18 protein-coding genes are annotated in these 26,142 nt (G+C 72.4%); 9 read left to right on the top strand and 9 right to left on the bottom strand.

Going from position 1 to position 26,142, the window contains the following annotated elements:
* The first annotated feature begins 81 nt into the window (after window positions 1–81).
* The 7 genes from ABT342_RS27715 (at window position 82) to ABT342_RS27745 (ending at window position 10,842) form a co-directional block, all read left to right on the top strand.
* Entirely contained in the window at window positions 82–360 is a 279-nt protein-coding gene (locus ABT342_RS27715; protein ID WP_351579497.1) for a YlxR family protein, read from the top strand.
* A 148-nt stretch (window positions 361–508) separates the two neighbouring features.
* Window positions 509–3,571, top strand: a complete 3,063-nt coding sequence (gene infB, locus ABT342_RS27720; protein WP_351579499.1) for a translation initiation factor IF-2 — start codon at window positions 509–511, stop codon at window positions 3,569–3,571.
* 157 nt (window positions 3,572–3,728) lie between these two features.
* Window positions 3,729–4,025 (top strand): DUF503 domain-containing protein, encoded by a 297-nt coding sequence (locus tag ABT342_RS27725; RefSeq protein WP_351579502.1) that lies wholly within the window; start codon window positions 3,729–3,731, stop codon window positions 4,023–4,025.
* 27 nt (window positions 4,026–4,052) lie between these two features.
* Window positions 4,053–4,499, top strand: a complete 447-nt coding sequence (gene rbfA / locus ABT342_RS27730) for a 30S ribosome-binding factor RbfA (protein ID WP_351579505.1) — start codon at window positions 4,053–4,055, stop codon at window positions 4,497–4,499.
* Entirely contained in the window at window positions 4,496–5,398 is a 903-nt protein-coding gene (truB, locus tag ABT342_RS27735) for a tRNA pseudouridine(55) synthase TruB (protein WP_351579508.1), read from the top strand. The genes rbfA and truB overlap by 4 nt, the downstream gene beginning before the upstream one ends.
* A 285-nt stretch (window positions 5,399–5,683) precedes the next feature.
* Window positions 5,684–9,850: a trypsin-like peptidase domain-containing protein gene (locus tag ABT342_RS27740; protein WP_351579511.1), complete on the top strand. Its 4,167-nt coding sequence runs from the start codon at window positions 5,684–5,686 to the stop codon at window positions 9,848–9,850.
* A 41-nt stretch (window positions 9,851–9,891) separates the two neighbouring features.
* Window positions 9,892–10,842: a bifunctional riboflavin kinase/FAD synthetase gene (locus ABT342_RS27745; RefSeq protein WP_351579514.1), complete on the top strand. Its 951-nt coding sequence runs from the start codon at window positions 9,892–9,894 to the stop codon at window positions 10,840–10,842.
* 66 nt (window positions 10,843–10,908) lie between these two features.
* Here ABT342_RS27745 and ABT342_RS27750 read toward each other — a convergent pair whose 3' ends face one another.
* The 9 genes from ABT342_RS27750 to eccE all read right to left on the bottom strand — a co-directional run bounded on the left by ABT342_RS27750 (window position 10,909) and on the right by eccE (window position 23,033).
* A complete protein-coding gene (locus ABT342_RS27750; RefSeq protein WP_351579517.1) occupies window positions 10,909–11,907 on the bottom strand; it encodes an oligopeptide/dipeptide ABC transporter ATP-binding protein in 999 nt (332 codons plus the stop codon).
* Window positions 11,904–12,932 carry an ABC transporter ATP-binding protein gene (locus ABT342_RS27755; RefSeq protein WP_502965629.1) on the bottom strand — a complete coding sequence of 343 codons (1,029 nt, stop codon included), beginning with the start codon at window positions 12,930–12,932 and terminating at the stop codon, window positions 11,904–11,906. The genes ABT342_RS27750 and ABT342_RS27755 overlap by 4 nt, the downstream gene beginning before the upstream one ends.
* The gene (locus ABT342_RS27760; protein WP_351579523.1) at window positions 12,878–13,765 is read right to left on the bottom strand and encodes an ABC transporter permease; all 888 of its coding nucleotides are present in this window, start codon (window positions 13,763–13,765) and stop codon (window positions 12,878–12,880) included. Before ABT342_RS27760 ends, ABT342_RS27755 begins: the two co-directional genes overlap by 55 nt.
* Window positions 13,762–14,844 (bottom strand): ABC transporter permease, encoded by a 1,083-nt coding sequence (locus ABT342_RS27765; RefSeq protein WP_351579526.1) that lies wholly within the window; start codon window positions 14,842–14,844, stop codon window positions 13,762–13,764. Before ABT342_RS27765 ends, ABT342_RS27760 begins: the two co-directional genes overlap by 4 nt.
* Before the next feature lie 3 nt (window positions 14,845–14,847).
* A complete protein-coding gene (locus ABT342_RS27770) occupies window positions 14,848–16,692 on the bottom strand; it encodes an ABC transporter substrate-binding protein (RefSeq protein ID WP_351579636.1) in 1,845 nt (614 codons plus the stop codon).
* Between the two features lie 188 nt (window positions 16,693–16,880).
* Window positions 16,881–20,102 carry an SCO5717 family growth-regulating ATPase gene (locus ABT342_RS27775; RefSeq protein WP_351579529.1) on the bottom strand — a complete coding sequence of 1,074 codons (3,222 nt, stop codon included), beginning with the start codon at window positions 20,100–20,102 and terminating at the stop codon, window positions 16,881–16,883.
* Window positions 20,103–20,373: 271 nt separating this feature from the next.
* On the bottom strand, window positions 20,374–20,607 hold the full coding sequence (locus ABT342_RS27780) for a DUF397 domain-containing protein (protein ID WP_351579532.1): 234 nt from the start codon (window positions 20,605–20,607) through the stop codon (window positions 20,374–20,376).
* 279 nt (window positions 20,608–20,886) lie between these two features.
* Window positions 20,887–21,618, bottom strand: a complete 732-nt coding sequence (locus ABT342_RS27785; protein ID WP_351579535.1) for a hypothetical protein — start codon at window positions 21,616–21,618, stop codon at window positions 20,887–20,889.
* Window positions 21,619–21,641: 23 nt separating this feature from the next.
* Complete coding sequence (eccE, locus tag ABT342_RS27790) at window positions 21,642–23,033, bottom strand: type VII secretion protein EccE (RefSeq protein ID WP_351579537.1); 1,392 nt, start codon at window positions 23,031–23,033, stop codon at window positions 21,642–21,644.
* Window positions 23,034–23,214: 181 nt separating this feature from the next.
* Here eccE and eccB point away from each other — a divergent pair, with 181 nt between their 5' ends.
* Together eccB and mycP are read left to right on the top strand one after the other, a co-directional pair.
* A complete protein-coding gene (gene eccB, locus ABT342_RS27795; RefSeq protein ID WP_351579539.1) occupies window positions 23,215–24,741 on the top strand; it encodes a type VII secretion protein EccB in 1,527 nt (508 codons plus the stop codon).
* A gap of 4 nt (window positions 24,742–24,745) precedes the next feature.
* Window positions 24,746–25,993 carry a type VII secretion-associated serine protease mycosin gene (gene mycP, locus ABT342_RS27800; RefSeq protein WP_351579542.1) on the top strand — a complete coding sequence of 416 codons (1,248 nt, stop codon included), beginning with the start codon at window positions 24,746–24,748 and terminating at the stop codon, window positions 25,991–25,993.
* Window positions 25,994–26,142: the final 149 nt, after the last annotated feature.

The raw sequence follows: 26,142 nt of genomic DNA on the forward strand, positions 1-26,142 counted from the left end.
CTGCCACGACGAGATCACGACAACAGCCGTTCGATTTTTGCCCCAAAGGGGTGAGGTCGGTACGGGGAGGTAGACTTAGAAGTGTCTGGCCGGACGCATGCCCGCGCATGCCCTGAGCGAACCTGCGTGGGATGCCGGGAGCGAGCGGCCAAGAGCGAACTGCTGCGCATCGTGGCGGTCGAGGGCGCTTGCGTCCCCGACCATCGCGGTACGCTGCCCGGCCGGGGTGCGTATATGCACCCCGCCTCGGTCTGTCTCGACCTGGCGGTCCGCCGCCGGGCGTTCCCGAGGGCTTTCAGGCTCCAGGGGCCGCTCGAAACCGCGGATGTTCGTCGTTATGTCGAGCAGGCAGCACAGTAAGAAGAAGTACGGCACGGAGTCCCGTGCGGTCAGGTACCTCGCGAGTTGGAAGTAGGTCGAGATTGCGATGAGCACTCGATGAGTACGCGATGAGTACGCCCATGAAGTAGCGACGGTCCGGCGGTAACCCGGACCTAAAAGGAGCGAAGTGGCTAAGGTCCGGGTATACGAACTCGCCAAGGAGTTCGGTGTGGAGAGCAAGGTCGTCATGGCCAAGCTCCAAGAACTCGGTGAATTCGTCCGTTCGGCTTCCTCGACCATCGAGGCGCCGGTTGTACGCAAATTGACTGACGCTTTCCAGCAGGGCAGCGGCTCCGGCCGCGCCGCCGGAAAGCCCGCGGCGCCGCGCAAGGCGACGCCCGCGAAGCCCGCCGCGCCCTCCCCGGCGCAGGCGGCCGCCCCCCGTCCGGCTGCCCCCAAGCCCGGCGCCCCGGCCCCCAAGCCGGCCGTCGCCGAGGCCCCCAAGAGCAGCGTTCCCGTGACGCCGGCCACCCCCGGCCCGCGTCCGACCCCGGGCCCGAAGCCCGCGGCCGCACCGAAGCCGGCTCCGGCCGCTCCGGCCCCGGTCGCGGCCGAGTTCACCGCGCCGCCGTCGGCTCCCGCCGCCGGTCCCCGGCCCGGTGCCACTCCCGGCCCGCGCCCGGCTGCCCGTCCCGCCCAGGGCGAGCGTGGCGGTGCCCGTCCGGGTGCCCCGCGTCCCGGTGGCGAGCGGCAGGCCCCTCGTCCGGGCGGTGCCCGTCCCGCGGGTCCGCGTCCGGGCAACAACCCCTTCACGTCCGGCGGCTCCACCGGCATGGCGCGCCCGCAGGCGCCCCGTCCGGGCGGCGCCCCGCGTCCCGGTGGCCAGGGTGCCCCCGGTGGCCCGCGTCCGCAGGGCGCCGGTCAGGGCGGCGGTCCCCGTCCCCAGGCCGGTCCCGGCGGTCCTCGCCCGACTCCGGGTGGCATGCCTCGTCCGCAGGCCCCCCGTCCCGCCGGCGGTCCCGCCGGTAACCGCCCGAACCCGGGCATGATGCCGCAGCGTCCCGCTGCCGGCCCGCGTCCCGGTCCCGGTGGCGGCGGTCGCGGTCCCGGTGGTGCCGGTCGTCCCGGTGGCGCCGGTCGTCCCGGCGGCGGCTTCGCCGGCCGTCCGGCCGGTCCCGGTGGCGGCGGTCGTCCCGGTGGTGGCGGCGGCTTCGCCGGCCGTCCCGGCGGCGGTGGCCCCGGCGGCGGTGGCGGCGGCTTCGGTGGCGGCGGTGGCCGTCCCGGCTTCGGCGGACGTCCGGGTGGTCCCGGCGGCCGTGGTGGCACGCAGGGCGCCTTCGGCCGTCCCGGCGGTCCGGCCCGTCGTGGCCGCAAGTCGAAGCGGCAGAGGCGCCAGGAGTACGAGGCCATGCAGGCCCCGTCGGTCGGCGGCGTGATGCTGCCTCGCGGCAACGGCGAGACCGTTCGCCTGTCGCGCGGTGCCTCCCTCACCGACTTCGCGGAGAAGATCAACGCCAACCCGGCGTCGCTGGTCGCGGTCATGATGAACCTCGGCGAGATGGTCACTGCCACGCAGTCCGTCTCGGACGAGACCCTCCAGCTCCTCGCGGGCGAGATGAACTACCAGGTTCAGATCGTCAGCCCGGAGGAGGAGGACCGCGAGCTGCTCGAGTCCTTCGACATCGAGTTCGGCGAGGACGAGGGCGGCGAGGAGTTCCTGGTCGCGCGTCCGCCGGTGGTGACCGTCATGGGTCACGTCGACCACGGTAAGACCCGACTGCTGGACGCCATCCGCAAGACGAACGTCGTCGCGGGCGAGGCCGGCGGTATCACGCAGCACATCGGTGCGTACCAGGTCTCCACCGAGGTCAACGACGAAGAGCGTCGCATCACCTTCATCGACACCCCGGGTCACGAGGCGTTCACCGCCATGCGTGCCCGTGGTGCCAAGTCGACCGACATCGCGATCCTCGTGGTGGCGGCCAACGACGGTGTCATGCCGCAGACGATCGAGGCGCTGAACCACGCCAAGGCGGCCGACGTGCCGATCGTGGTCGCGGTCAACAAGATCGACGTCGAGGGCGCGGACCCGGTGAAGGTGCGCGGTCAGCTGACCGAGTACGGCCTGGTGGCCGAGGAGTACGGCGGCGACACGATGTTCGTCGACATCTCCGCCAAGCAGGGTCTGCACATCGACTCCCTGCTGGAGGCCGTCGTCCTCACCGCCGACGCCTCGCTCGACCTGCGGGCCAACCCGGAGCAGGACGCGCAGGGCATCGCGATCGAGTCGCACCTCGACCGCGGTCGTGGTGCCGTCTCGACCGTCCTGGTCCAGCGTGGAACGCTGCGCATCGGCGACACGATGGTCGTCGGCGACGCGTACGGCCGTGTCCGCGCGATGCTCGACGACAAGGGCAACAACGTCGACGAGGCGGGTCCGTCGACCCCCGTCCTGGTCCTGGGTCTCACCAACGTCCCGGGCGCCGGCGACAACTTCCTGGTCGTCGACGAGGACCGTACGGCCCGTCAGATCGCCGAGAAGCGTGCCGCCCGTGAGCGCAACGCCGCGTTCGCCAAGCGCACCCGCCGGGTGTCCCTCGAGGACCTCGACAAGGTGCTCAAGGCCGGTCTGGTGCAGGACCTCAACGTCATCATCAAGGGTGACGCGTCCGGTTCCGTCGAGGCCCTCGAGTCCTCGCTGCTCCAGCTCGACGTCGGCGAAGAGGTCGAGATCCGGGTGCTGCACCGCGGTGTGGGTGCGGTCACCGAGTCCGACATCGACCTGGCGATGGGCTCCGACGCCATCGTCATCGGCTTCAACGTCCGTGCGGCCGGCCGTGCCGCGCAGATGGCGGAGCGCGAGGGCGTCGACGTCCGCTACTACTCGGTGATCTACCAGGCCATCGAGGAGATCGAGGCGGCCCTCAAGGGCATGCTCAAGCCGGAGTACGAAGAGGTCGAGCTCGGTACGGCGGAGATCCGCGAGGTCTTCCGCTCGTCCAAGCTGGGCAACATCGCGGGTGTTCTCATCCGCTCCGGCGAGGTCAAGCGCAACACCAAGGCGCGCCTCGTCCGCGACGGCAAGGTCATCGCGGAGAACCTCAACATCGAGGGTCTGCGTCGCTTCAAGGACGACGTCACCGAGATCCGCGAAGGCTTCGAGGGTGGTATCAACCTCGGAAACTTCAACGACATCAAGGTCGACGACGTCATCGCGACGTACGAGATGCGCGAGAAGCCGCGCGGCTGAGTGCCGCAGGGCTGATCCGTATGGCATCAGTCGGGGCCGGTCGGCGGAAGGAATTCCGTCGAGCGGCCCCGGCCGTTGCGTGTACGGTTCTTGATGTCCCTGCCAAGAGCGGGCAGGGACCTTACCTAACCCGTACCGGCGGGACATCCGGACATACATGTATGTGGGGACGCTGTCCTTCGACCTGCTCCTCGGCGACGTACGTTCGTTGAAGGAGAAACGCTCCGTAGTACGCCCGATCGTCGCCGAACTCCAGCGCAAATACGCGGTGAGTGCGGCGGAAGTGGGCGGTCAGGACCTCCATCGCAGGGCCGAGATCGGCCTCGCGGTGGTGTCCGGGGACCCGGGGCACCTCACAGACGTACTGGACCGGTGCGAGCGTCTCGTCGCCGCCCGGCCGGAGGTCGAGCTGCTGTCGGTACGACGACGGCTGCACGGCGACGAAGACGATTGAACGTAAGACGAAAGAGGAGAAGGACCGGTGGCCGACAACGCGCGGGCCCGCAAGCTGGCCGATCGCATCCAGGTCGTGGTCGCGGAGACCCTGGACCGGCGAATCAAGGATCCGCGGCTGGGTTTCGTGACCATCACGGATGCCCGGGTCACCGGCGACCTGCGGGAGGCCACGGTCTTCTACACGGTCTACGGGGATGACGAGGAGCGCGCCGCGTCCGCCGCGGCGCTGGAGTCCGCGAAGGGCATCCTGCGCTCCGAGGTCGGGCGGCAGACCGGGGTCCGCTTCACGCCGACCCTGAGCTTCGTCCCGGACGCCCTCCCGGACACGGCGAAGACCATCGACGATCTGCTCGACAAGGCCCGGGCCAAGGACGCGGAGGTCCGCGAGGCCTCCACCGGCAAGACGTACGCCGGTGACGCGGACCCCTACCGCAAGCCGGAGGACGAGGACGAGGGCGAAGCCTCCGAATGAGCCAGCAGAACAAGACGCCGGACGGCCTTGTCATCGTCGACAAGCCGTCCGGCTTCACTTCGCACGACGTCGTCGCCAAGATGCGCGGCATCGCCAGGACCCGCAGGGTCGGGCACGCGGGCACCCTGGACCCGATGGCCACCGGTGTTCTCGTCCTCGGTGTCGAGAAGGCCACCAAGCTCCTCGGCCATCTCGCCCTCACCGAGAAGGAGTACCTCGGTACGATCCGGCTCGGCCAGAACACGATCACGGACGACGCCGAGGGCGAGATCACCTCGTCCACGGACGCGTCCAAGGTCACCCGGGACGCCATCGACGCGGGCGTCGCCGAGCTGACCGGCGACATCATGCAGGTGCCGTCCAAGGTCAGCGCCATCAAGATCGACGGCAAGCGGTCGTACGCACGGGTGCGCGGGGGTGAGGAGTTCGAGATCCCGGCCCGCCCGGTGACCGTCTCGTCCTTCCAGGTGTACGACGTCCGCGAGTCCGTCGCCGAGGACGGCACCCCTGTCGTCGACCTGGTCGTCTCGGTGGTCTGCTCGTCCGGTACGTACATCCGCGCCCTCGCCCGTGACCTGGGAGCGGGGCTCGGCGTCGGCGGCCACCTCACGGCGCTGCGCCGCACCCGGGTCGGCCCGTACAAGCTGGACTCCGCGAGGACGCTGGACCAGCTCCAGGAGGAGCTGACCGTCATGCCGATCGGCGAGGCCGCCGCGGCGGCGTTCCCGCGTTGGGACGTCGACGAGAAGCGGGCCAGGCTGCTGGTCAACGGCGTACGGCTGGAGATGCCGGAGTACGGCACGAAGGGGCCGGTCGCGGTCTTCGGGCCGGAGAACCGTCTCCTGGCGCTCGTCGAGCAGCAGAAGGGCAAGGCGAAGAGCCTCGCGGTCTTCGCCTGAGGCCGCGGACCCTGCCGCGGCGTGGCCTTCGTCCGGCCGGCCGTGGTGAGCTTGCGGGCCCTTCGGGCCTTCCGGGTCCTTACCAGGTCCTTGCCGTGGGTCCTTACCGTGGAGCGGGCACAGCCGCTGCCCGCTCCACGATCCCCCTCCGCAAGGGGTCTATCCGCAGCGCCGAGGGGATTCACCCCATCGGGCAGGCGCATGGAGTGAACCGAGGGGGCATTGGGGGGCGCGTTCGCCTTGCGTCCTTCTCCGGGTGATCACCGTCGACCTACCGTCGAAGCCATGGGACGCGGGGGCCCGGCGACGCCGGACACGCCGGAGGTACCGGCGGCGACGCTGGTCCGGATCTGCGATCCGGCGGGCCGGCCGCGCGGTACCGGATTCGTCGCGGACGACCGGGGCACCGTCGTCACCAGCCATGAGGCCGTCGACGGAATGGTCCGGGTCGTCGTGCACGCGCCCGGTGACCGCACCTGCTTCGCCGAGGCCGACGCCATCACCCCGCTGCCCTCCGCCGCTCTGGCGCTGGTGCGCACCGAGGGGCTCGGCGTACGGCCGCTGCCGGTGACCGCACGGGACCGGGTCGAGACCGGGACGTACGTACGGATCGCGGCGGGCGGCTGGCGAGAGGCGCGGATCCTCGGTGCGGCGGCGCAGGTCACGTACCGTTGCCGGCGGCTGGAGGGCGTCCTCGCACTGGCGATCGGCACGGACGGCGGAGACGCGCTGCGGTGCGGCGGGGAGAGCGCGGGCGGCCCTGTTCTGGACGCCGGGACCGGCGCCGTCGTGGCCGTACTCGGCACCGCGCTGCGCTCCGCACACACCGCCGCCGGCTTGGCCGTGCCGCTGCGGGAGGCCGCCGCGCGCGACCCGGGCGGCCCGCTGGCCGAGCTGCTGCGGCGCAACGCCGCGACCGTCCCCGGCCATGGGAAGGACCTCAACCTCGCGGGCGTGCTCCAGATGTCCGGCGTCTCCACGGCCGGACGCGCGGGCCCGCCGGCCTGCCCTGGTCCGCCCGCCGTACCGTGCGCGCTGTTCTGGTGCGCGCCTCGGCAGGGGACCAGGCAGGGAGTCCAGCAGGGGCGCTCGGGCGGAGCGCAGGTTTCCGGCGGCCCGGACGGCGGGTTCGTGCGCGGGCCGGGTGGTGGGCCCGGGTCGGTCGGGTCGGGGTGTTTCGAGGGGTGTGGTGGGTTCGTGCGCGGGCCGGGTGGTGGGCCCGAGCCGGTCTCACCTGCCCGGGAGTTGGGGTGTGGGCGGCCCGAGCCGGTCGAACGGCCCCGCGTCGCCAGGGAGTTCGCTTCCTTTGAGGAGTCCGGCGCCCTCGTGCTCGGCGTCACCGGGGAACCCGGAACCGGTCGCACCACCGAGCTCGCCGCCCTCGCCGCCCGCCGCGCGGGCGGCGCCGAACCGGCCCCCACCCTGTGGCTGCGCGGCGCGGACCTGCGCGCCGGGGACGGATCCGTCGCCGACGCCGTCGCCCGCGCCCTGGCGCACGCGGGCCGGATCATCTCCGCCTCCGGCATGTCCGAGGTCACCCCCGAGCGGGTCGCGCGCGTCGCCCACGACAGCGGGCGCCCGCTGCTCATCGCGCTCGACGGGCCGGAGGAGATGCCGACCGTGCTCGCCCACCGGCTCGCCGACTGGACCGCGCACAGCGTGGACTGGCTGCGCCGGTGCGGCGTACGGCTCGTTGTCGCCTGCCGGCCCGAGTACTGGGAGCATGCCGGGCCGCTCCACCCCGGGCCGGTGCGCATGCTGCGGCTCGCCGGTCTGACCGAGGCCGAGGCGGCGCTCGCCCGGCAGCGGTACGGGCTGACCGGCGCACCGCTCGTCGCCGTCGACGCCCGCCATCCGCTGGCGCTGCGGCTGATCGCGGAGGTCCGCGCTGCGCTGCCCGGTGACGTACCGGGCGCACCCGCCCGGGAGGACGTCCTCGGCGCCCACCTCGACCTGATGTGCCTGCGCGTCGCCGTACGGATCGCCGAAGCCGCGCATCCGCCGCTCCAGGGCACGGCCTTGCGGCGACTGGCCGCACGCGTCGCCGGACAGGTCCACGAGGCCGCGCGCCGCTGTCTGGGGCCGGGGCAGGGCCGGCTGGACCGCCCGTCGTTCGAAGAGCTGTTCCCTCGGCGCACGGGCTGGGCGGACGCCGTGCTCAGCGAGGGCCTGCTCGTCCCGGTGGGCAACGGCTACCGCTTCGCGCACGAGGAGCAGGCGGACCGGTTGCAGGGCGCACATCTGGACGTGGACGCGGCACTGCACTCCCTGGTGCACCGCGCCCGCCGGGCCACCGCCGCACCGCGTACGCTTCCCGTCCCACGGCACCGCATCGGCCCGGTGGTCCAGGCCCTGCTGCTGCTCGACCGCCGGGAGGGGCCCCCGGAGCTGGCGCCGAGGCTGCTGTCCCTGATCGACGCGCTGGGGGAGCTGCCCGGGACCGCCCCGGCCGACAACGCCCGCTGGTGGGCGTCCCACCTGCTGCGCGAGACGCTGCTGCGGGTCCCCGACCCCCGCCCGTACCTCGGTGTCCTGCACACGCTCGCCGACCGCATCACCCACCACTCCCATGACGCGTTCGCCCCCTGGTTCTGGACCCGGCTCCGCATCGACGAAGCCGCCCGCGTCGACCTCCTCCGCCGCCTGCTCCCGGCGGACAGCCCGCCACCGCCACCGGCGCGGGCGGGGTCGCGGGGGAGGCGCCCGGAGGACGCGGCCGGTCAGGCCGGTGAGACGACGGGACCGGAAGACTCGGCTCCGGCCCGCTACCTCGACGCGGTCGCCGATCTTCTCGCCGCTTCGCCACGCACCGTCCAACCGCTCCTGTGCCAGTGGTTCACCGACGAGCGGCCACTGCCCGCCGGGCCAGGGGCCAAGCTGCGGCCCACCGTCGCCGGGGCCGCGCAGGCACTGCTGTACGCCCGTCGCGCCCCGGCAGTCGACGAGCTCTGCGACACGCTCGTCGGCACCGGTCATCCCCGCGCGGAGGAGCTGCTCGCCGCTCTCGCCGAGGACGAACCGGCCGCGGTCTGCCGTGCGGTCGCCCGTTGGGCGAACGACGAGCGTCGCGCCGAGGCCGCCAGGTACGGCCTGGTCGTCGCCCCCCACGCCATCGCGGCGGCCGACCGCGAACTGCTGCGGCGCGCTGCCTTCGTCCTGCTCGGCCGGTCCGCCGACACCGCGCTGCACGGCCCCGCGCTCGCCCTCCTCGCCAGTGACCCGGCGACCAGGTCCCGGTACCTCGGCCCGGCGCTGGCCCGCTACCGCGCAGGCGACCGGCGGCTGCCCGCGAGCGCCCTCGCCGCCGCGTTGAGAACGCATCCGGAGCCGGTGCTGGCCGCGTTCCGGGCCCGGCTGCGCTCAGACCCGGGAGGCAACGCGGGGGAGGCACTGCGCGAACCGGGCGGGATTGCGGGAGGAGTGCTGCGCGAGCCGGTCCGGGGCGCGCGGGAGGCGCTGTGTGGAGACCGGGGAGGGGGCGCGAGCGAGGCGCCGCGCGGAGACCTGGGCGAGGTCCCGCGGGAGGCGCTGTGTGGAGACCGGGGAGGGGGCGCGAGCGAGGCGCCGCGCGAAGCCCCGGGCGGCAGCGCAGGGGAGGCGCGCCGCAAGCCGGGCTGCAGCGGGCGGGAGGCGCTGCGTGGAGACCCGGGCGGGGGCGCGAGCGAGGCGCCGCGCGAAGCCCCGGGCGGCAGCGCAGGGGAGGCGCGCCGCAAGCCGGGCTGCAGCGGGCGGGAGGCGCCGCGCGGAGACCCGGGCGAGGTCCTGTGGCAGGCGTCGCGTGGAGACCCCGGCGACGGCGCGCGGGACGTGCTGCGCGCTCTCGCGGAGATCAATACGCCCGCGCTCGCCCGCCGCGCCGCCGCGCTCGTACGCGAGTACGTCGACCTGCACCCGGCCGCCGCCGCACCCCACGCCGCGGACTTCGTCAACCGTCGGCTGGAGCACGGCCCGGCGGCCCGCGCCGTGCTCTTCCCGCTGGTCACGGGCCTGCTGCGGAGCAGTCCCGTGGAGGTGCGGCGCGCGCTGGCACCGGTGCTCGCGGCGCCCGGGACTGCGGCGTCCCGGCCGCTGCGGGCCGAGCTGCTCGACGTACTCCTCGGATACGAGCAGCGCGAGAGCCGGGACCTGGCCGTCCTGGACGCGCTGCTGCGTGCCGCCGCGCTCGGGGCGGCCGACCGGCCCGAGGCCCGTACGCGCGAACTCGTCCACCGCACCGGCCTGCTCCTCGTGCGCACTCCGGCGGGCGCGAACCGCTTCGACCGACGCCTGGTCGAGCTGGCCCGCCAGGTCCCCGGCTTCGCCGCACTCGTCGCGGACTGGCTGGCCGATGCGCCGCGCGAGTGGGCCCTGGTCGTCGGCCCGAGCACGCGCCGCACGGTCCAGGCGCTGGGCGGCGGCCCGGTGCCGATGCGAACCGACGAGCGCGGGCATGGCAGTCTTAGACCTGCGTAATCGGTCATCACGTACACAGGTTCGGGCGAGGAGCGGTCACAGTGCAGCGCTGGCGTGGCTTGGAGGACATTCCCCAGGACTGGGGGCGCAGCGTCGTCACCATCGGTTCCTACGACGGCGTCCACCGGGGCCACCAGCTGATCATCGGGCGGGCCGTGGAGCGCGCCCGGGAGCTGGGCGTCCCCTCCGTCGTCGTGACGTTCGACCCGCACCCGAGCGAGGTCGTCCGGCCGGGCAGCCACCCGCCGCTGCTCGCCCCGCACCACCGGCGCGCCGAACTGATCGCGGAGCTCGGCGTGGACGCGGTGCTGATCCTCCCCTTCACGTCGGAGTTCTCGAAGCTGTCGCCCGCGGACTTCATCGTGAAGGTCCTCGTCGACAAGCTGCACGCACGCGCGGTCATCGAGGGCCCGAACTTCCGCTTCGGCCACAAGGCGGCGGGGAACGTCGACTTCCTGGCCGAGATCGGCCGTACGTACGACTACGACGTCGAGGTCGTCGACCTCTACGTGCGCGGTGAGGCGGGCGGCGGCGAGCCCTTCTCGTCCACGCTGACTCGGCGCCTGATCGCCGCGGGCGACGTCGAGGGCGCCGCGGAGATCCTCGGCCGCCCCCACCGCGTCGAGGGCGTCGTCGTCCGCGGCGCCCAGCGCGGCCGTGAGCTGGGCTACCCGACCGCCAACGTCGAAACCCTCCCGCACACCGCGATCCCCGCGGACGGCGTGTACGCGGGCTGGCTCACCGCGGACGGCGAGCGCATGCCGGCCGCCATCTCGGTCGGCACGAACCCGCAGTTCGACGGCACCGAGCGCACGGTGGAGGCGTACGCGATCGACCGCGTCGGCCTCGATCTGTACGGGCTCCATGTGGCCGTCGACTTCCTCGCGTACGTGCGCGGCCAGGAGAAGTTCGAGTCCATCGAGGCCCTGCTCGAAGCGATCGCGGCGGACGTGAAGCGCTCCCGCGAACTGACCGAGGCGTACGACGCGTAGCGTGCGCCCCGCCGGCCGGGGCGACGCGCGCCACAGTCGTCGCGTTGTGCCCCGCGCGGGGTTCCTTCAAGCGCGCGGGCCGTCCCCTTCGCGCGCCGCGGCCCAGTGGCAGGCCACGGCGCCGGGGCCCGAGCCGGGCAGCACCGGCAGGTCGCCCGTACGGCAGCGCTCGGCGACGCCCGCCTCCTCCGCCGCGCCCGAGGACAGGACCTGGCAGCGCGCGTGGAAGCGGCAGCCCGGCGGGATGCGGGAGGGGTCCGGGGGCTCGCCCGTGAGGACCACCGGCGGCTCGGGGGACTCGGGCAGGACGGACAGGAGGGCACGGGTGTAAGGGTGCTGAGGCGCTGTCAGGACCGACTCCACCGGTCCCGTCTCCACGATCCGGCCGAGATACATCACCGCCACCCGGTCCGCGATGTTCCACGCCAGCCCCAGGTCATGGGTCACCACGAGCGCGGAGAGACCCAGCTCGTCCCGCAGGCGCAGCAGCAGCGCCAGGATCTCGCCCCGTACGGACGCGTCCAGCGACGCCACCGGCTCGTCGGCGACGATCAGTTCGGGCTCCAGGACCAGCGCGCCCGCGATGACCACGCGCTGACGCTGTCCGCCGGACAGTTCGTGCGGGTAGCGCAGGAAGAAGCGCTCGGGGGGCCTGAGCCCGGCCCGGGAGAGCGCCTCGGCGACGGCCGCCCGTTCGTCGCCCGCGTACGCGTGGATCCGCAGGCCCTCGGCCACCGCGTCGTACACGGTGTGGCGCGGGTTGAGCGAGCCGCTCGGGTCCTGGAGCACCAGCTGGACCCGTCTGCGGTACGCCTTCAGCTCCCGCGAGCCGTACGAGAGCGGTACGCCGCCGAAGGTGACCCGGCCCGCCGTCGGGGCCACCAGCCCGAGCAGCGCCCGCGCCAGCGACGTCTTGCCGCAGCCGGACTCGCCGACGAGCGCGACGATCTCCCCGGCGCCGATGTCCAGATCGACCCCGTCCACGGCCCGCGCGGCCGCCGCGCCCCGGCGGCCGGGGAAGGTGACCCGCAGGCCGGTGGACGACAGCAGTGGTGCGGACGTCATGCCGGACTCCTCTCGTGAGCTCCCACGTGTACGCACGCCGCCCGCCGCCCCGCCCCCGACTCCCGCAGCTCCTGGTCGTCGTGCGCGCACGCCTCCAGCGCCACCGGGCACCGCGGATGGAACGCGCACCCGCCCGGCAGCGCCGCCGGGTCCGGCGGGTCGCCGGGCAGCCCCCGGGGGGCGCGGCGCGACGCCGCGTCCCCGATCCGGGGGAAGGCGGCCGACAGCGCGCGACCATAGGGATGCGAGGCCGCGTCGTACACCTCCCGGGCCGGACCCTCCTCCACCACCCGCCCCGCGTACATCACCGCGAGCCGGTCGCAGGTGTCCGCGAGCACCGCCAGATCGTGGCTGATCATCAGCAGACTGATGTCCTGCTCGGCGACGAGGCGCTCGATCAGCCGCAGGATCTGCGCCTGGATCATCACGTCCAGTGCCGTCGTCGGCTCGTCGGCGACGATCAGCCGGGGGTCGCAGGCGAGCGCCATGGCGATCATGACCCGCTGGCGCTGCCCCCCGGACAGTTCGTGCGGATACGCCTGCGCCCGCGCGCCCGGCAGCCCCACATGCTCCAGCAGCTCGCCCACGCGCCTGCGCGCCGCGGCCGGGGTGGCCCGCCCGTGCACCAGGACCGGCTCCGCGATCTGGTCCCCGATGCGGTGCACCGCGTTGAGCGAGTGCATCGCGCCCTGGAAGACGATCGATGCCCCGGCCCACCGCACCGCCCGCAGCCGCCCCCACTTCATGGTGAGGAGGTCCTCCCCGTCCAGCAGGATCTCGCCCGAGATCCGCGCCGAGGCCGGAAGCAGTCGCAGCAGCGCGAGCGCCAGGGTCGATTTGCCGCAGCCGGACTCGCCCGCGATGCCGAGCTTGTGCCCGGCCCCGACCGTCAGATCGACGCCGCGTACGGCCGGGACGGCGGACGCGCCCGAGCCGTACGTCACCCGCAGATCCCTGACCTGGAGCAGGCTCATCCGGACACCCCCAGCTTCGGGTTGAGCACCGACTCGATCGCCCGCCCGCACAGCGTGAACGCCAGCGCGACCAGCGCGATCGCGATACCGGGCGGTGCCAGGTACCACCAGTGGCCCGAGGACACCGCGCCCGCCTCGCGCGCGTCCTGGAGCATGCCGCCCCAGGACACCACCGTGGGGTCGCCGAGCCCGAGGAAGGCGAGCGTGGCCTCCGTCAGGATCGCCGTGGAGATGCCGAGCGTCGTCTGTGCCAGGACCAGCGGCATCACATTGGGCAGCACGTGACCGGCCATGACGTGCCGGTGTCCGCCGCCGAGCGCCCGCGCCCGCTCGATGTACGGCCGCGACTCGACCGCGATCGTCTGCGCCCGCACCAGCCGTGCCGTGGTCGGCCAGCTCGCGACGCCGATCGCCAGGATCACCGTCCACATGCTGCGGGACATCACCGTCGCCAGCACGATCGCCAGTACCAGCGACGGCATGACGAGGAACCAGTCGGTGATCCGCATGACGACGGTCGAGAACCAGCCGCCGTAGTGCCCGGCGGCGATGCCCACCAGCGTGCCGATCGCCACCGAGAGCCCGGCGGCGAGCAGCCCCACGGTGAGCGAGATCCGCGCCCCCCAGATCAGCAGCCCGAGCAGCGACCGCCCGAACTGGTCGGTCCCGAGCGGGAACCGGCCGCTGGGCGGTTCCAGCGCCGTCCCCGGCGCGTTGGTGACGCTCTGCACGTCGTCGCCGACGAGCAGCGGCGCGGTGAGCGCGATCAGGGCGATGAGGGCGAGCCCGGCGAGGCCCGCGACACCCGCCCGGTGCGTGCGGTACCGGCGCCAAAAACGCGCCGCCGACTCCCGCCGACGGGCCCGGACCAGTGCGTTCGTCATCGGCCCACCCTCGGGTCGAGCAGCGGATAGAGCAGATCGGCGAGGAGGTTCATCAGGATCATCGCCCCGGCGAACACCACGAACAGCCCCTGGACGAGAGGCAGATCCGGCACGCTCAGCGCCTGGTAGAACAGCCCGCCGAGCCCCGGCCAGGAGAAGACGGTCTCGACGAGGATCGACCCGGCGGCCACATGGCCGAGGTTGATGAAGACCATCGTCACGGTCGGCAGCAGTGCGTTGGGCACGGCGTGCCGACGGCGTACGGCGTCGTCCCGCAGCCCCTTCGCCCGCGCGGTCGTCAGATAGTCGCTGCCCATCTCGTCGAGCAGTGAGGAGCGCATCACCAGCAGCGTCTGCGCGTATCCGACCGCCACCAGGGTGAGGACCGGCAGCACCATGTGGTGCGCCACGTCGAGGACGTACGCGAAGCCCGTCTCGCTGCCGGACTCCATGCCCCCGGTCGGGAACAGCCCGGGGATCGGCCCCAGCCCCACCGAGAAGACGATGATCAGCAGCAGTCCGAGCCAGAACGACGGCACCGACCACAGGGTCAGCGCGACGCCCGTGTTGAGCCGGTCGCCGAGCCCGCCGTGCCGCCAGGCGGAGCGGGTGCCGAGCCACAGCCCGAGCGCCGAGTAGAGCAGCACGGCGACGCCGGTGAGCAGCAGCGTCGCCGGGAGCTTCTGTGTGATGAGCTCACCGACGGGGGCGTGGAACTGGTACGACATCCCGAGATCGCCGGTGAGCGCACCGGTGCAGTAGTCCGTGAACTGCTGCCACAGGGGCAGATCGAGTCCGAACTGGCGGCGCAGCGTGGCCAGTTGCTCGGCGCTCGTCGGAACGCCGTGGGTCATGGCCTTGACCGGGTCGCCGGGGATGATCCGGAAGAGGAAGAAGCTGGTGACGAGGACGGCGAACAGCGACACGGCCGCGCCGGCCAGCTTGCCCGCCACATAGCGCAGATAGGCGGCCGGGTGTCCGTGTCCGCGTCCGTGTCCGCGCTCGGTGCGGGTCCGGGGCGATCCCGGGGCCCGCACCTCGGCGGTCGTCTTCGTGTCCGTGCCTGCGGTGCTGGTCATCGGCTACTCACGGTCTTCCGCGGTGGCCCGGCGGCGCCTGGTGACGACGACACCGAGGACGACGGCGAGGGCGACGACCGCGCCGACGCCGACGGCCACGGCGGCCTGGGAACCACCGCCCGACGCGCTGTTGGTGCCGCCGGCGGCGGGCTCGGCCGACCACCAGCTCCAGTAGCCGTCCTGGCCGTAGATGTTGCCGGCGGCCTCCGGCATGGTCTTGATGGAGCTGATCTGGTCCGTACGGTACGCCTCGACGGCGTTCGGATACGCCATGATGTTCATGTACCCGGTGTCGTACAGCCGTGATTCCATCTGTTTGACCAGGGCGGCCCGCTTGGCCGTGTCGTACTCGACGATCTGCTGCGCGTACAGCTCGTCGAACTGTTTGTCGCAGATGAAATTGTCGGTCTGGCCGCTGTCCTGCGGGGTGGCGGGCAGTGCGGCGCAGGTGTGCAGGGAGAGGACGTAGTCCGGGTCGGGGTTGACCGAATAGCCGTCGAAGGCGAGATCGTAGTCGCCCGCGGTCCAGGGGTCGGTGACATTGTCGAGGCATTCGACCTTCAGCCCGACGCCGAGCGTGCCCCACCACTCCTGGAGGTATTTGCCGATCGCCTTGTCGTTCGGATCGGTGGCATGGCAGAGGATGCGGAAGTCCAGCGGCCTGCCGTCCTTGCCGACGCGCTTGCCGCTGCCGCCTTTCTTGTACCCGGCCTGGTCGAGAAGCGCGGCCGCCTTCGCCGGGTCGTAACCGATCTTCTGTTCGGCCGTGGGTTTCCAGAAGTACGAGCCGAAGCGCGGCGGGATGTAGCCCTCGCCCTCCACGGCGTGGCCCTGGAACACCTTGTCCACGATCGTCGCGCGGTCGACGGCGTGGAACAGCGCCTTGCGGACGAGCGGGTCGAGCAGCGCCGGATGTCCGTTGCCGAACTTCCTGCCGTCCTTCGACCGCGCGCCGGGGTTGGTGGCGAGGGCGAGGAAGCGGCGGCCCGGAGCGTCGTTGACCTTGATGTTCTCGGCGTTCTTGAGGGACGCGGCCTGGGCGGGGGTGAGGCCGGAGACGAAGGACACCTCGCCCTTGCGCAGCGCGGCGACCGCCGCGTCGCCGTCCTTGTAGTACTTGAACACCAGCTCGTCGAATTTCGGCGCACCGCGCCAGAAGTTCTTGTTCGGCTTGAGCTTGATGTACTGGTCGACCTTGAAGTCGGTGAGAATGTACGGGCCGTTTCCGACGATCGGGAGCTGCTTGTCGTTGTTGAACTTCGAGAAGTCTCCGACCTTCTCCCAGACGTGTTTGGGAACGATCGGTACGTCCAGCGCGGTCATGGTCGCCTGAGGCTTCTTCAGCTCTATGACCAGCGTTTCCGGGTCGGGCGCGGTGACCTTTTTGAAATTCGCCGTGAAGCTGCCGTTGGCGGTGGCCGCGTTCGCGTCCGTCATCATCTTGGTGAACGTCCAGGCGGCGTCCTCGGCCGTGGCCTGCTTGCCGTCGGACCACGTGGAGTTCTTGCGGATCTTGTACGTCCACGTCAGCTTGTCGGGCGACGACGTCCACTCGGTGGCGAGGCCGGGGATCGTGCGCGCGTCCTTGACGTCGTAATTCGTCAGGTACTCGTAGACCAGCCGGTGGATGCTGGTGGACACGAGCTTCTGTGCCAGGAACGGACTCAGGGAGTCGACGCTCTGGGATACGGCGACGGTGAGGACGTTCCTTCCGCCCTGCTTGTCGTCCTGGTCCGCCCGGGCCTGCTGCGGGGCCGCGGCGAGGGCGGTGGCCGCGAGGCCGGAGGCCAGGAACAGCCGGACGATGCGGTGCGGTCGTGTGGTGTGGGATGGAGCCGTAGTGACCATGGTCATTGACCTCGCGTCTCGGGGGCGCCCACTGGTGAAGCGAGGTTTATCAGCGAGGTCTAGACCGTGTCAACGATCCCATGCCATCCCCTGGCGAGCCGTCAAACCCCTTGTGGGCTGCGGGAATGAGGAAGGGCCCGCACCGTGCGAGACGGTGCGGGCCCTCATTGGTACTGACCTCTGACGCCCTACTGCTGAGGGGCCGACGGCGCCTGCGGAGGCTGCTGCTGGTGCCAGCCGGCGGGCGGGACGGGGCCCTGGAGCTCGGGCTGTCCGGGCTGGCCCGGCTGTCCGGGCTGGCCCGGCTGTCCGGGCTGGCCGTATTGAGCGGGCTGACCCGGCTGACCCGGCTGGCTGTACTGAGCGGGCTGGCCCGGCATCGGCAGGGCCGCGGGCTGGCCCTGTGCGGGCAGCGACTGCTGCCAGCCCTGCTGCTGTCCGCCCGGCTGCGGCGGATACGGCTGCTGTCCGCCCTCGTAGGAGGGCTGTCCCCCGTACGGAGGCTGCTGTGGATTCGCGTTCGGATACGGATTCGGGGCGTACGGCTGGCCGGGCACGGGCTGGCCCGGCTGGCCCGCCTGACCGGGCATGGGCTGACCGGGCATGGGCGGCGCCATGTGCGGAGGCTGCTGCTGTTGGGCCTGCCCGCCCGCGGTCCACAGCCCCTGCGCCTGCTGCGCGCGTGCGAAGTCCTCGGCGACCATCGCCGACAGGTGGAAGTAGGCCTCGCGGGTCTTCGGCCGCATCATGTCCAGGTCGACCTCGGCGCCGGCCGACAGGTGCTCGTCGAACGGCACCACGACGACGCCCCGGCAGCGGGTCTCGAAGTGCGACACGATGTCATCGACCTTGATCATCTTGCCGGTCTCCCGGACCCCCGAGATCACCGTGATCGAGCGCTGCACCAACTCCGCGTACCCGTGTGCCGAGAGCCAGTCGAGCGTGGTGCTCGCGCTGCTCGCGCCGTCCACGGACGGGGTCGAGATGATGATCAGCTGGTCCGCGAGGTCCAGCACTCCGCGCATCGCGCTGTAGAGCAGACCCGTGCCGGAGTCGGTGAGGATGATCGGGTACTGCTTGCCCAGGACGTCGATCGCCCGCCGGTAGTCCTCGTCGTTGAACGTCGTCGAGACGGCCGGGTCCACGTCGTTGGCGATGATCTCCAGACCGGAGGGCGCCTGCGAGGTGAACCGGCGGATGTCCATGTACGAGTGCAGATACGGGATCGCCTGGACCAGGTCGCGGATGGTCGCCCCGGTCTCGCGCCGCACCCGGCGGCCGAGCGTGCCCGCGTCCGGGTTGGCGTCGATCGCGAGGATCTTGTCCTGCCGCTCGGTGGCGAGGGTCGACCCGAGCGCCGTGGTCGTCGTGGTCTTGCCGACGCCGCCCTTGAGGCTGATGACCGCGATCCGGTAGCAGGACAGCACCGGCGTGCGGATGAGGTCGAGCTTGCGCTGGCGCTCGGCCTCCTCCTTCTTGCCGCCGATCTTGAAACGGGCGGCGGCACCGGAGGGGTTACGGCTCGACTTGGCCTTCGGCTTGTTGTTGCGCAGCAGGCGGTCGGAGGAGAGCTCGACTGCCGCGGTGTAGCCGAGCGGCGCGCCGGCCACCGAACGCTCGCGCTGGTCGTGCGTGACGGGCGTGGGCCAGCCGGCGCCGGTCCGAGGGTCGACGGGGGCGGCAGGCTGCTGGGCGTGCTGCTGCTGCTCGGGCAGCTGGTGCTGCTGTGGCTGGGGCTGCGCCTGCTGGGCCTGCGCCTGCGGGGGCTGCGCCTGCTGTGCGGGGAGGTTCGGCGTGTGCGTGGCCGGAGGCAGGGGCGCGGGTACGCCGGGCTGGGGGAATCCGTACCCGCCCTGCGGAAGCTGCGCGTTTGGCCCCGGGACAGCGGGCGGCAGCGGCGCGGCGGCCTGCTGCTGCGGCACCTGCGGCGGCAGCGGGACGGGCGCGGCGGGCTGCGGGAACCCGTATCCGGCGGCCTGAGGCGCATGAGGGTTCGGGACAGGGGCCGGGGCCGGGGCCGGGGTTGCGTTCGGCGTGACCGCGGTCCCGGGCTGGGGCTGGGGCTGTCCGGGCTGGGGGAAGCCGTACCCGCTCTGAGGCGCGACGGTCGGGTCGGGCGCGGCGGGGGCCACGGGCTGACCCGGCTGCGGGAACCCGTACCCACCCTGCTGCGCGGGCAGATTGGGGGTGCCGGCGACCGGCTGACCGGGCTGTGGGAAGCCGTACCCGCCCTGCTGCGCGGGCAGGTTCGGCGTTTCGCCACCCGGCTGGGCGTACTGACCGGGCTGGCCGGGCTGCGACTGGTCCGCCGACTGCGGCTGTACGGGCCACTGCGGCGCGGCCGTCGGGGCGGCGGGCTGGAACGCGGGAGGCAGCGGCGGGAGATCGGCCTGCGGTGCCGTCGGCGCGGGAGCCCACGGCAGGGCGGCCACCGGAGCGGGCGGAGTGTCCTGCGGCGCGTCCACCGGCACCGAGTCCTGCGGCACCGAGTCCTGCGGGGCGGCGTCGACGGCCGCCTCGGGGATCGCGTCCGTCGGCGCGTCCGTGGGCACGGAGTCGGCCGGCGCCACGTCCACGTCGTCGGCGCCGGCCTCCTGCGCCTCGGCCTCGGGAGCGGAGGACGTGTCGTCGCCCTCCCCGGCCTCGTCGGCGGCGGGCACGGACGCGTACGCCGTCACGTCGCTGTCGGCCGAAGGCGCGTCCGCCGCATCGACGGCGCCAACGGCGTCCGGCGCGTTCTCCCCGGGCGCCCCGGGCGCCCCGGGCGCCCCGGGCTCGTCGGAGACGGAGGCAGCCGGCTCGGCAGCGGCCTTGGCTTCGGCAGCGGCCTTGGCTTCGGCCTCGGCGGCAGCAGCCGCGGCCGCCTCTCGCTCGGCCATCTCACGCTTGAGGGCGGCGGGGTTGAAGCGCATCGTCGCCCCGCTCTCCAGGTCCCCACCCCCGAACGGCTGCGGCGCATCGGCCCCCGGGCCGGCGGCAGCGACGACCGGAGCGGGCGGAGGCACCGGCGCAACAGGCGCGGGAGCGGAAACCGGCTCAGGGGCGGAAACAGGCGCCGGAGCAGGAACGGGTGCCGGAGCCGGAACGGGTGCCTGAGGGGGCACCGGGGCTTGAACGGGCGCCGGAGCGGGCGCGGGCGGCGCGGGCGCCCAGTTCGGCTCGAATCCGCTGCCCGCGGGCAGTCCCGGCACCGCGATCGGCGCCCCGGTCGGCGGCGGAGGCGTCACCCCCTGCGCACCGGCACCCGCACCAGCATTCGCACTCGCGTCCCCCGACGTGTTCTGCGTGTACCAGGCCGGCGGGGTGTAGTCGATGGTGAACTCACCCGTCAGCTCGGCGGGCTCCGCGTCGGACTGATCATCGACGGGTGTGTTCCAGCCCCCGCGGATCTCGTCCCGATCGCCGTTCACTGTGCCTCCTGTGGTCGAGCACCCTTGTGCCGTGGTGGGTGAGGGCGATCCGCGCACCTGTCGGCAGGTTCTCGCGCGCGCCCTGACCCACCCTAATCGTCAACACTGTCAGTACGGCAGGGCGGAGCGGCCCCATGGGTTGTCCCGTACGTCACGCCCTGCCCCCAAGTGACCTGGGCGCGGCGGAGCGTGAGGAACGAACCGGTCATAGCCGTACGGACCGTGTCAGCTACAGCGCCACCAGGCTGGGCCTGGGCACGCCGACGGCGGCTCAACGCAGATCGAATTCCCCGTCACGCGCGCCGAGCACGAACGCGTCCCACTCGGCCTTGGTGTAACGCAGCACGGTCTCCTTGTCCAAGGACGACCGCATGGCGACGGCTCCCTCGGGCAAGTACGCGATCTCGACCCGCTCCTCGTCCGGGCTGGTGCCGGGGGCGCCGTGCCACTCGACTCCGGAGATGTCCAGGGCGTACAGCTCGTCCTTCTCCTGTGCGCTCCCCATGAGTCACGCTTCCTTTCTGTGCTGCTCTGTGCTGCTCTGTGCTGCTCTGTGCTGCTCGGTACCGCTCAGCGCTGCTGAAACGAACGTGCCCCAGGTGGGCGGCCGGATGTCGCCCGGGTCACAACGGGCATCCTAGCGAGCCCAGTTCCGTGTGCGGCCGGGATCGCCGACGGGGGTCATCCGGGCGGATGACCCCCGCACGGGAAGTCTGTGATCCGGGAAGTGCCCTCGGTCCATCCGGCGGGCGACGCCCGGCAGCCCGGTCCCGGTGTCCGTCGCTCAGTCCATCCGGCGAGCGACGCCCAGCAGCCCGGTCTCGGCGTCCGTCGCGCTCGTCATCACCCAGTGCCGTTCACGGCCGGAGACCCAGAGCGTGACACCGTCCGCCAGCGTCGGCAGGGCCTCGCTCTCCACCGGCGAGAGACCGAGGATCTTGCCGATCTGCTGCGCCTCCTGCGGCGAGACCCGCTGGATGCCCACCAGCGTCGAGTCCCTCAGCAGCCGGGGCGCGACCGGACTCAGGTACGGCAGCAGTGTCAGGACCGACTGCCAGGGCGAGGAGACCACGCGCCCCCGCGGCGGCCGCATGCCGCAGTCCCGGATGACGACGACCGGGCTGCCCACCGTCGCACCCATCGGAGGCACGCGCCCCACGTCATGGAGGGTGATGCACTCCAGGCCCGCCCCCGCGGCCTGCGCCAGCGTGGTCCACGCCTGCGCGCGCCCGGTCTCCACCGCGACCCGGGCACCCGTGCCGGCCGCGCGCAGCGCCAGCACCTGCGCCGTCCAGAGCCCGCCGATCAGCAGCACGTCGTACGCCGTCGAACGGTGGAACCCCACCATCTGCGGGCGGCCCTCCGCGTCGTCGCCGATGACGACTCCGTCGTCCCCGACGGGCAGGGAGAGCGCACCCAGATGATCCGCGGGGATGGTGTGTCCCGCGTGGCGCGGCCCGAACAGCCCCCGAATCCCCCGCATCGAGCCCGTATCGGCCGTCGTGGCTGTCCTCATACGCGTACCCGTCCCTCTGGCCATCAGCGCGCACCTCCCAGCGGCATCGTCGCCAGCGCGCCGGGCAGCTGCTCGCGGTCCAGCCGCAGCAACCCGACCTTCGCCGACCGCGCCGCCTGCTCCAACGCCCGGCGTACGCCCACCAGTTCGGTGTCGGAGCCACCGGTGATCCGTACGTGTCCGCCCACGGTCATCGCCCCCTTGTGTGAGCCCCGCCGCACGGTGAGGCTGAACGTGGTCGCGTACGCCGGGACCGAGGTGAGCAACGACACCACCTTGGGCAGCGGCTGCGCCCCGCGCCCCAACTCCGGCCAGCGGCCGACGGCGTACGTCGTGTGCCAGCGGTCGTCGCAGCGCCAGACCCGCGAGGTCTCGGCGGTGCGCTGCTGCGGCGCCGCGTCGGGGCGGCTGGCGCGCGCCGCCGCCCTCGGGCTGGCGCAGGCCGCGGTCGCCACCGTGGAGTTCAGCTCCTCCTGGTCCAGCACCACCGCCTGGAATCCGGCTCCGGTGATGCGGCTCGCCACATGGTCCGCCACGCGCACCAGGCAGCGCTGGGCACCCTCGATCCCGCCACCGCGGGCCTCGACGGCCTCCCGGCAGAGCTCCGGGTCCAGCTTCACCGCAACCCACGTCATGCGCAGCGCCGGCGCCCCGGTCCGCTCCTGGAGCGGGGCGTACGACAGCCGCGCCACCGACTGCTGCGGCAGGTGCGGCGCCGGAGCCGAGCGCACCTGCTGCACCAACTGCACCGACTCCACCGTGATGTCGTCGACCTGGAGGGCGCCGCCCAGCAGGGACAGGGGCAGCGCCCGCGCGCCGAAGGCCGGACGCAGCGCGGAGCCGCTGGCCTCGACGCGTACGACGGCCGTAAGGAACGTGCCGTCCCCGAGCATCCCGACCGTACGCCGGTTCCGGCCCACGTAGGCGTACGGTCGGATGCCCGGCATCCCCTCGGCGATGGCGGCCAGCGACGGATCCAGGTCCGCGGGGGAGGGCACGGCGGCCCGTCGGCGGGAGCGGAGGCTGCGCGCCGTCGCCAGCCAGTCCTGTACGGCGTGACCGCGGCGGCGCAGCACGGCGAGCAGCACGAGTGCGCAGGCGACGACGGCGGTGGGGATCAGCCAGAGCGTGCCGAGCACGGCACCGACCACCACCAGCGCGAGCGCCACTTCGACCAGCACGAGCTGCCGCAGCTGGAAGGGCCCCACGCGGCTGGTGCGTGACAGGGGCCGGAGGGTGGTCGTGGCGGGGGCGGACTGCTGCGCCGCGCCGCCCGTCGCCGCCCCGCGATCGCGGCTCCGGCCGCCGCCTCGACCAGTGCCTCGGCCGCCCCGCTGATTGCTGCGTTGCCGCCGGGAAGTATCCGGGGCTCGTCCGGAAGTCCGCCCACCTCGCGCGCGCGTCGCCGTACCCATCGCCGCGTTGCCCCCTCGTGTCCGTATTTGCCAAATTCTTATGGGCGTTGACCGGGCGATCACCCTACCTGAGCAGTTGGGAGCAAGCGCCAGCAGGCATAGTAGGGGGCGGTCCGGCGGCAGTCCCCACGACGTGGGTGTGGGAACCTGACCGTCCAGCGGGGAGAGGGACAGCGGACAGATGGCATCACGACGGGACGAACTCAACGCATACACCTTCGCGAAGCGGAGATTGATCGCGCAGTTCGTGCAGCCCAACACGACCGGTTCGGAAGAAGGCGCGCCTCGTCCACTGCGCGCCGTCCTGCCCGGAACGATCGTCGGTGTGGTGGTTCTCGCGATTTTCGGGGCCTGGGGAATGTTCAAGCCGGTGGCGCCGAAGAACTGGGACTTGCCCGCCGAGAACGTCATCATCGCCAGCAAGTCGACGACGCGGTACGTCGTGTTGAAGACGGACGGCAAGAAACAGCTCCACCCGGTGCTGAACATGTCGTCGGCCAAGCTCCTCCTCGACCCGGACAAGGGCAAGGTCATCAACGTCGACGAGTCCGTGCTCGACAGCGGCAAGATCCCGCACGGCGCCACCCTCGGCATCCCTTACGCCCCCGACCGCCTGCCCGACCCCAAGGACGCCGGCGTCGCCAAGCGCTGGGCCGTCTGCGAGCGGCCGGGCGAGGGCGGCAGGGCGATCCAGAAGGCGGCCTTCATCCTCGCCCAGCGCGAGGAGAGCAAGACCGAGGGGGCGAACCGTCTGACCGGCGGCGAGCTGCTCTACGTGGAAGGGCCGGGCCCGGCGAAGACCCGCTACATCGTCGACGCCGAGGGCACCGCGTATCCCGTGAAGAAGGACCAGCTGCTCCTGCGCCTGCTGGTGGGCCAGAAGGGCGTCGCCCAGCGGGTCTCCGCCGGCTGGCTGGCGACCCTGGACAAGGGCGATGAGATCACCTTCCCCGAGGTCCCCGACACTCCGAACCAGAACGCCGGAGTCCCCGGACTGGAGGACGAGGTGAACAAGGTGGGCATGGTCATCAAGGCCACCGACGGGACCAAGACCCAGCAGTACGTCGTGCTGAAGGGCCGGGTCGCCCCCGTCACCGACTTCACGGCGAAGCTCCTGCTCGGCAGCGAGGACCTGGTCGACCTGGGCCAGGACGGCCGGGCGACGTCCGTCAGCGCCGCCACCTTCCAGCCGGGCGAGGCGTTCGGGCAGGACAAGAACTGGCCCGAGTTCGCCCCGGAGGCCGTCAACTCGGCGAGCACCACCGGAGGCAGCCGCAACACCATCTGCAACGTCCTGCGTAAGGTGGACGACGACGGCAAGACCACCCTCAGCACATGGGCGGGCACCGACTTCCCCGCGCCGCTGCCGACCGGATCCAGCAGCGCCTACGTCACCCCGGGCTCCGGCCAGCTCTTCCGCCAGGTCAAGGGCTCCACGACGGACAGCGGCTTCCTCTTCCTGGTCACCGACACGGGCCTGCGCTACGCGATGCAGTCCAACGGCGACAGCGCGACGGACGACTCCGGCATCGGCAGCTCCGGCTCGGAGCAGGAGAAGAAGCAGCGGCAGGAAGAGGCCCAGCAGGCCCAGAACCGGCTCGGGTACAAGAGCGTCGAACCGGTGCCCGTGCCCGCCGCCTGGTCCACGTTCCTGCCGACGGGCCCGCGCCTGGCGACCAGCGCCGCGCGTCTGCCGCAGGGTTCGTGACGGCATGACGTACACACATTCCGCGCGTCTGCTGGCGGCTGCGGCCGCGACGGCGCTCACCTTCATCGGCCTTCCCGTGACCCCCGCGGCCGCGGACGGGATCTCCCAGTGCACCTACCCCGGGAAGAAGTACGAAGGCACCCCCTGGGCGCTGCAGCGCGTCCTGCTGGACGAGCTGTGGGAGCAGTCGACCGGCAAGGGCGTGAAGGTCGCTGTCATCGACACGGGCGTCGACGTCAGGAACCCGCAGCTGACCCGCGCGGTGGACGTCAAGAGCGGCAAGAACCTCATGGACCCGAACGCCAAGGACGCGAACGGCAACAAGATCGAACGCGGCAAGGAGGACGGCACCACGGACACCGTGGGCCACGGCACCAAGGTCGCCGGCATCATCGCCGCCCGCCCCGCGAAGGGCACCGGCTTCGTCGGCCTCGCACCCGGCGCCACGATCATCCCGATCCAGCAGAACGACGCCGAGGGCCGCGGCACCACGAAGACGCTCGCCGCTGCCATCAACTACGCCGTCGACGAGGGTGCCGACGTCATCAACATCTCCCAGGACACGGCCAACGCGGTGGAACCCACTCCGCTGCTGAAGAAGGCCGTGGACGACGCTCTCGAGGCGAACGTCGTCGTCGTCGCCTCGGCCGGCAACGACGGCCTGGGCGGCAACGTCAAGCCGACCTACCCGGCCTCGTATCCCGGTGTCCTGGCGGTGGCGGCGTCCGACCGCAACAACGAACGCGCGGCGTTCTCCCAATCCGGAGATTTCGTCGGCGTCGCGGCCCCGGGCGTGGATATGATCTCCACGGTCCCCGGGGGCGGCCACTGCGCCGACAACGGTACGAGCTTCTCCGCGCCCTACGTCGCGGGCATCGCCGCCCTCATCAAGGCCAAGCACAAAGACTGGACCCAGAAGCAGATCGTCGCCCAGATCCAGCAAACAGCCGAACGCTCGATCGCGGGCAAGGACCGCCTCGTCGGCTGGGGCGTCGTCGACCCGGTCCGCGCCCTGACCGAGGACGACAAGCCCATCGAGGCCCCGGTCGCCCACGAGGGCATGACCGGAGCCAAGGCCCCGACCCCTGCCGAGCTCCACTTCGGCGAGACGCCGGAGGAACGCAACGCCCGACTCGCCACGTACGTCGTGGTGGGCGGCGCGGTCCTGGTCGCCGCGATCGGCGGCGGCGCGGTGGCGGCGCGCGACGCACGACGGAGGGCGAGGGGGCTGGCACCGGGGCCGGGAAGATGAGTACTTGAGCGGATAGCGGGGGCGGTCGTGATCACGTAGGTTCGGACCGGCCGTCGGTGTCCGCGTGGGGGAGTCGACAGGGAAGTCGCCTGACAGGGAACCCACTTGGGGCCTGTCAGACCCTGTGACTAGAGTGGTGTGAGTGTATG

Source organism: Streptomyces sp. NPDC000410 (assembly GCF_040300305.1).
Taxonomy (GTDB): Bacteria; Actinomycetota; Actinomycetes; order Streptomycetales; family Streptomycetaceae; genus Streptomyces.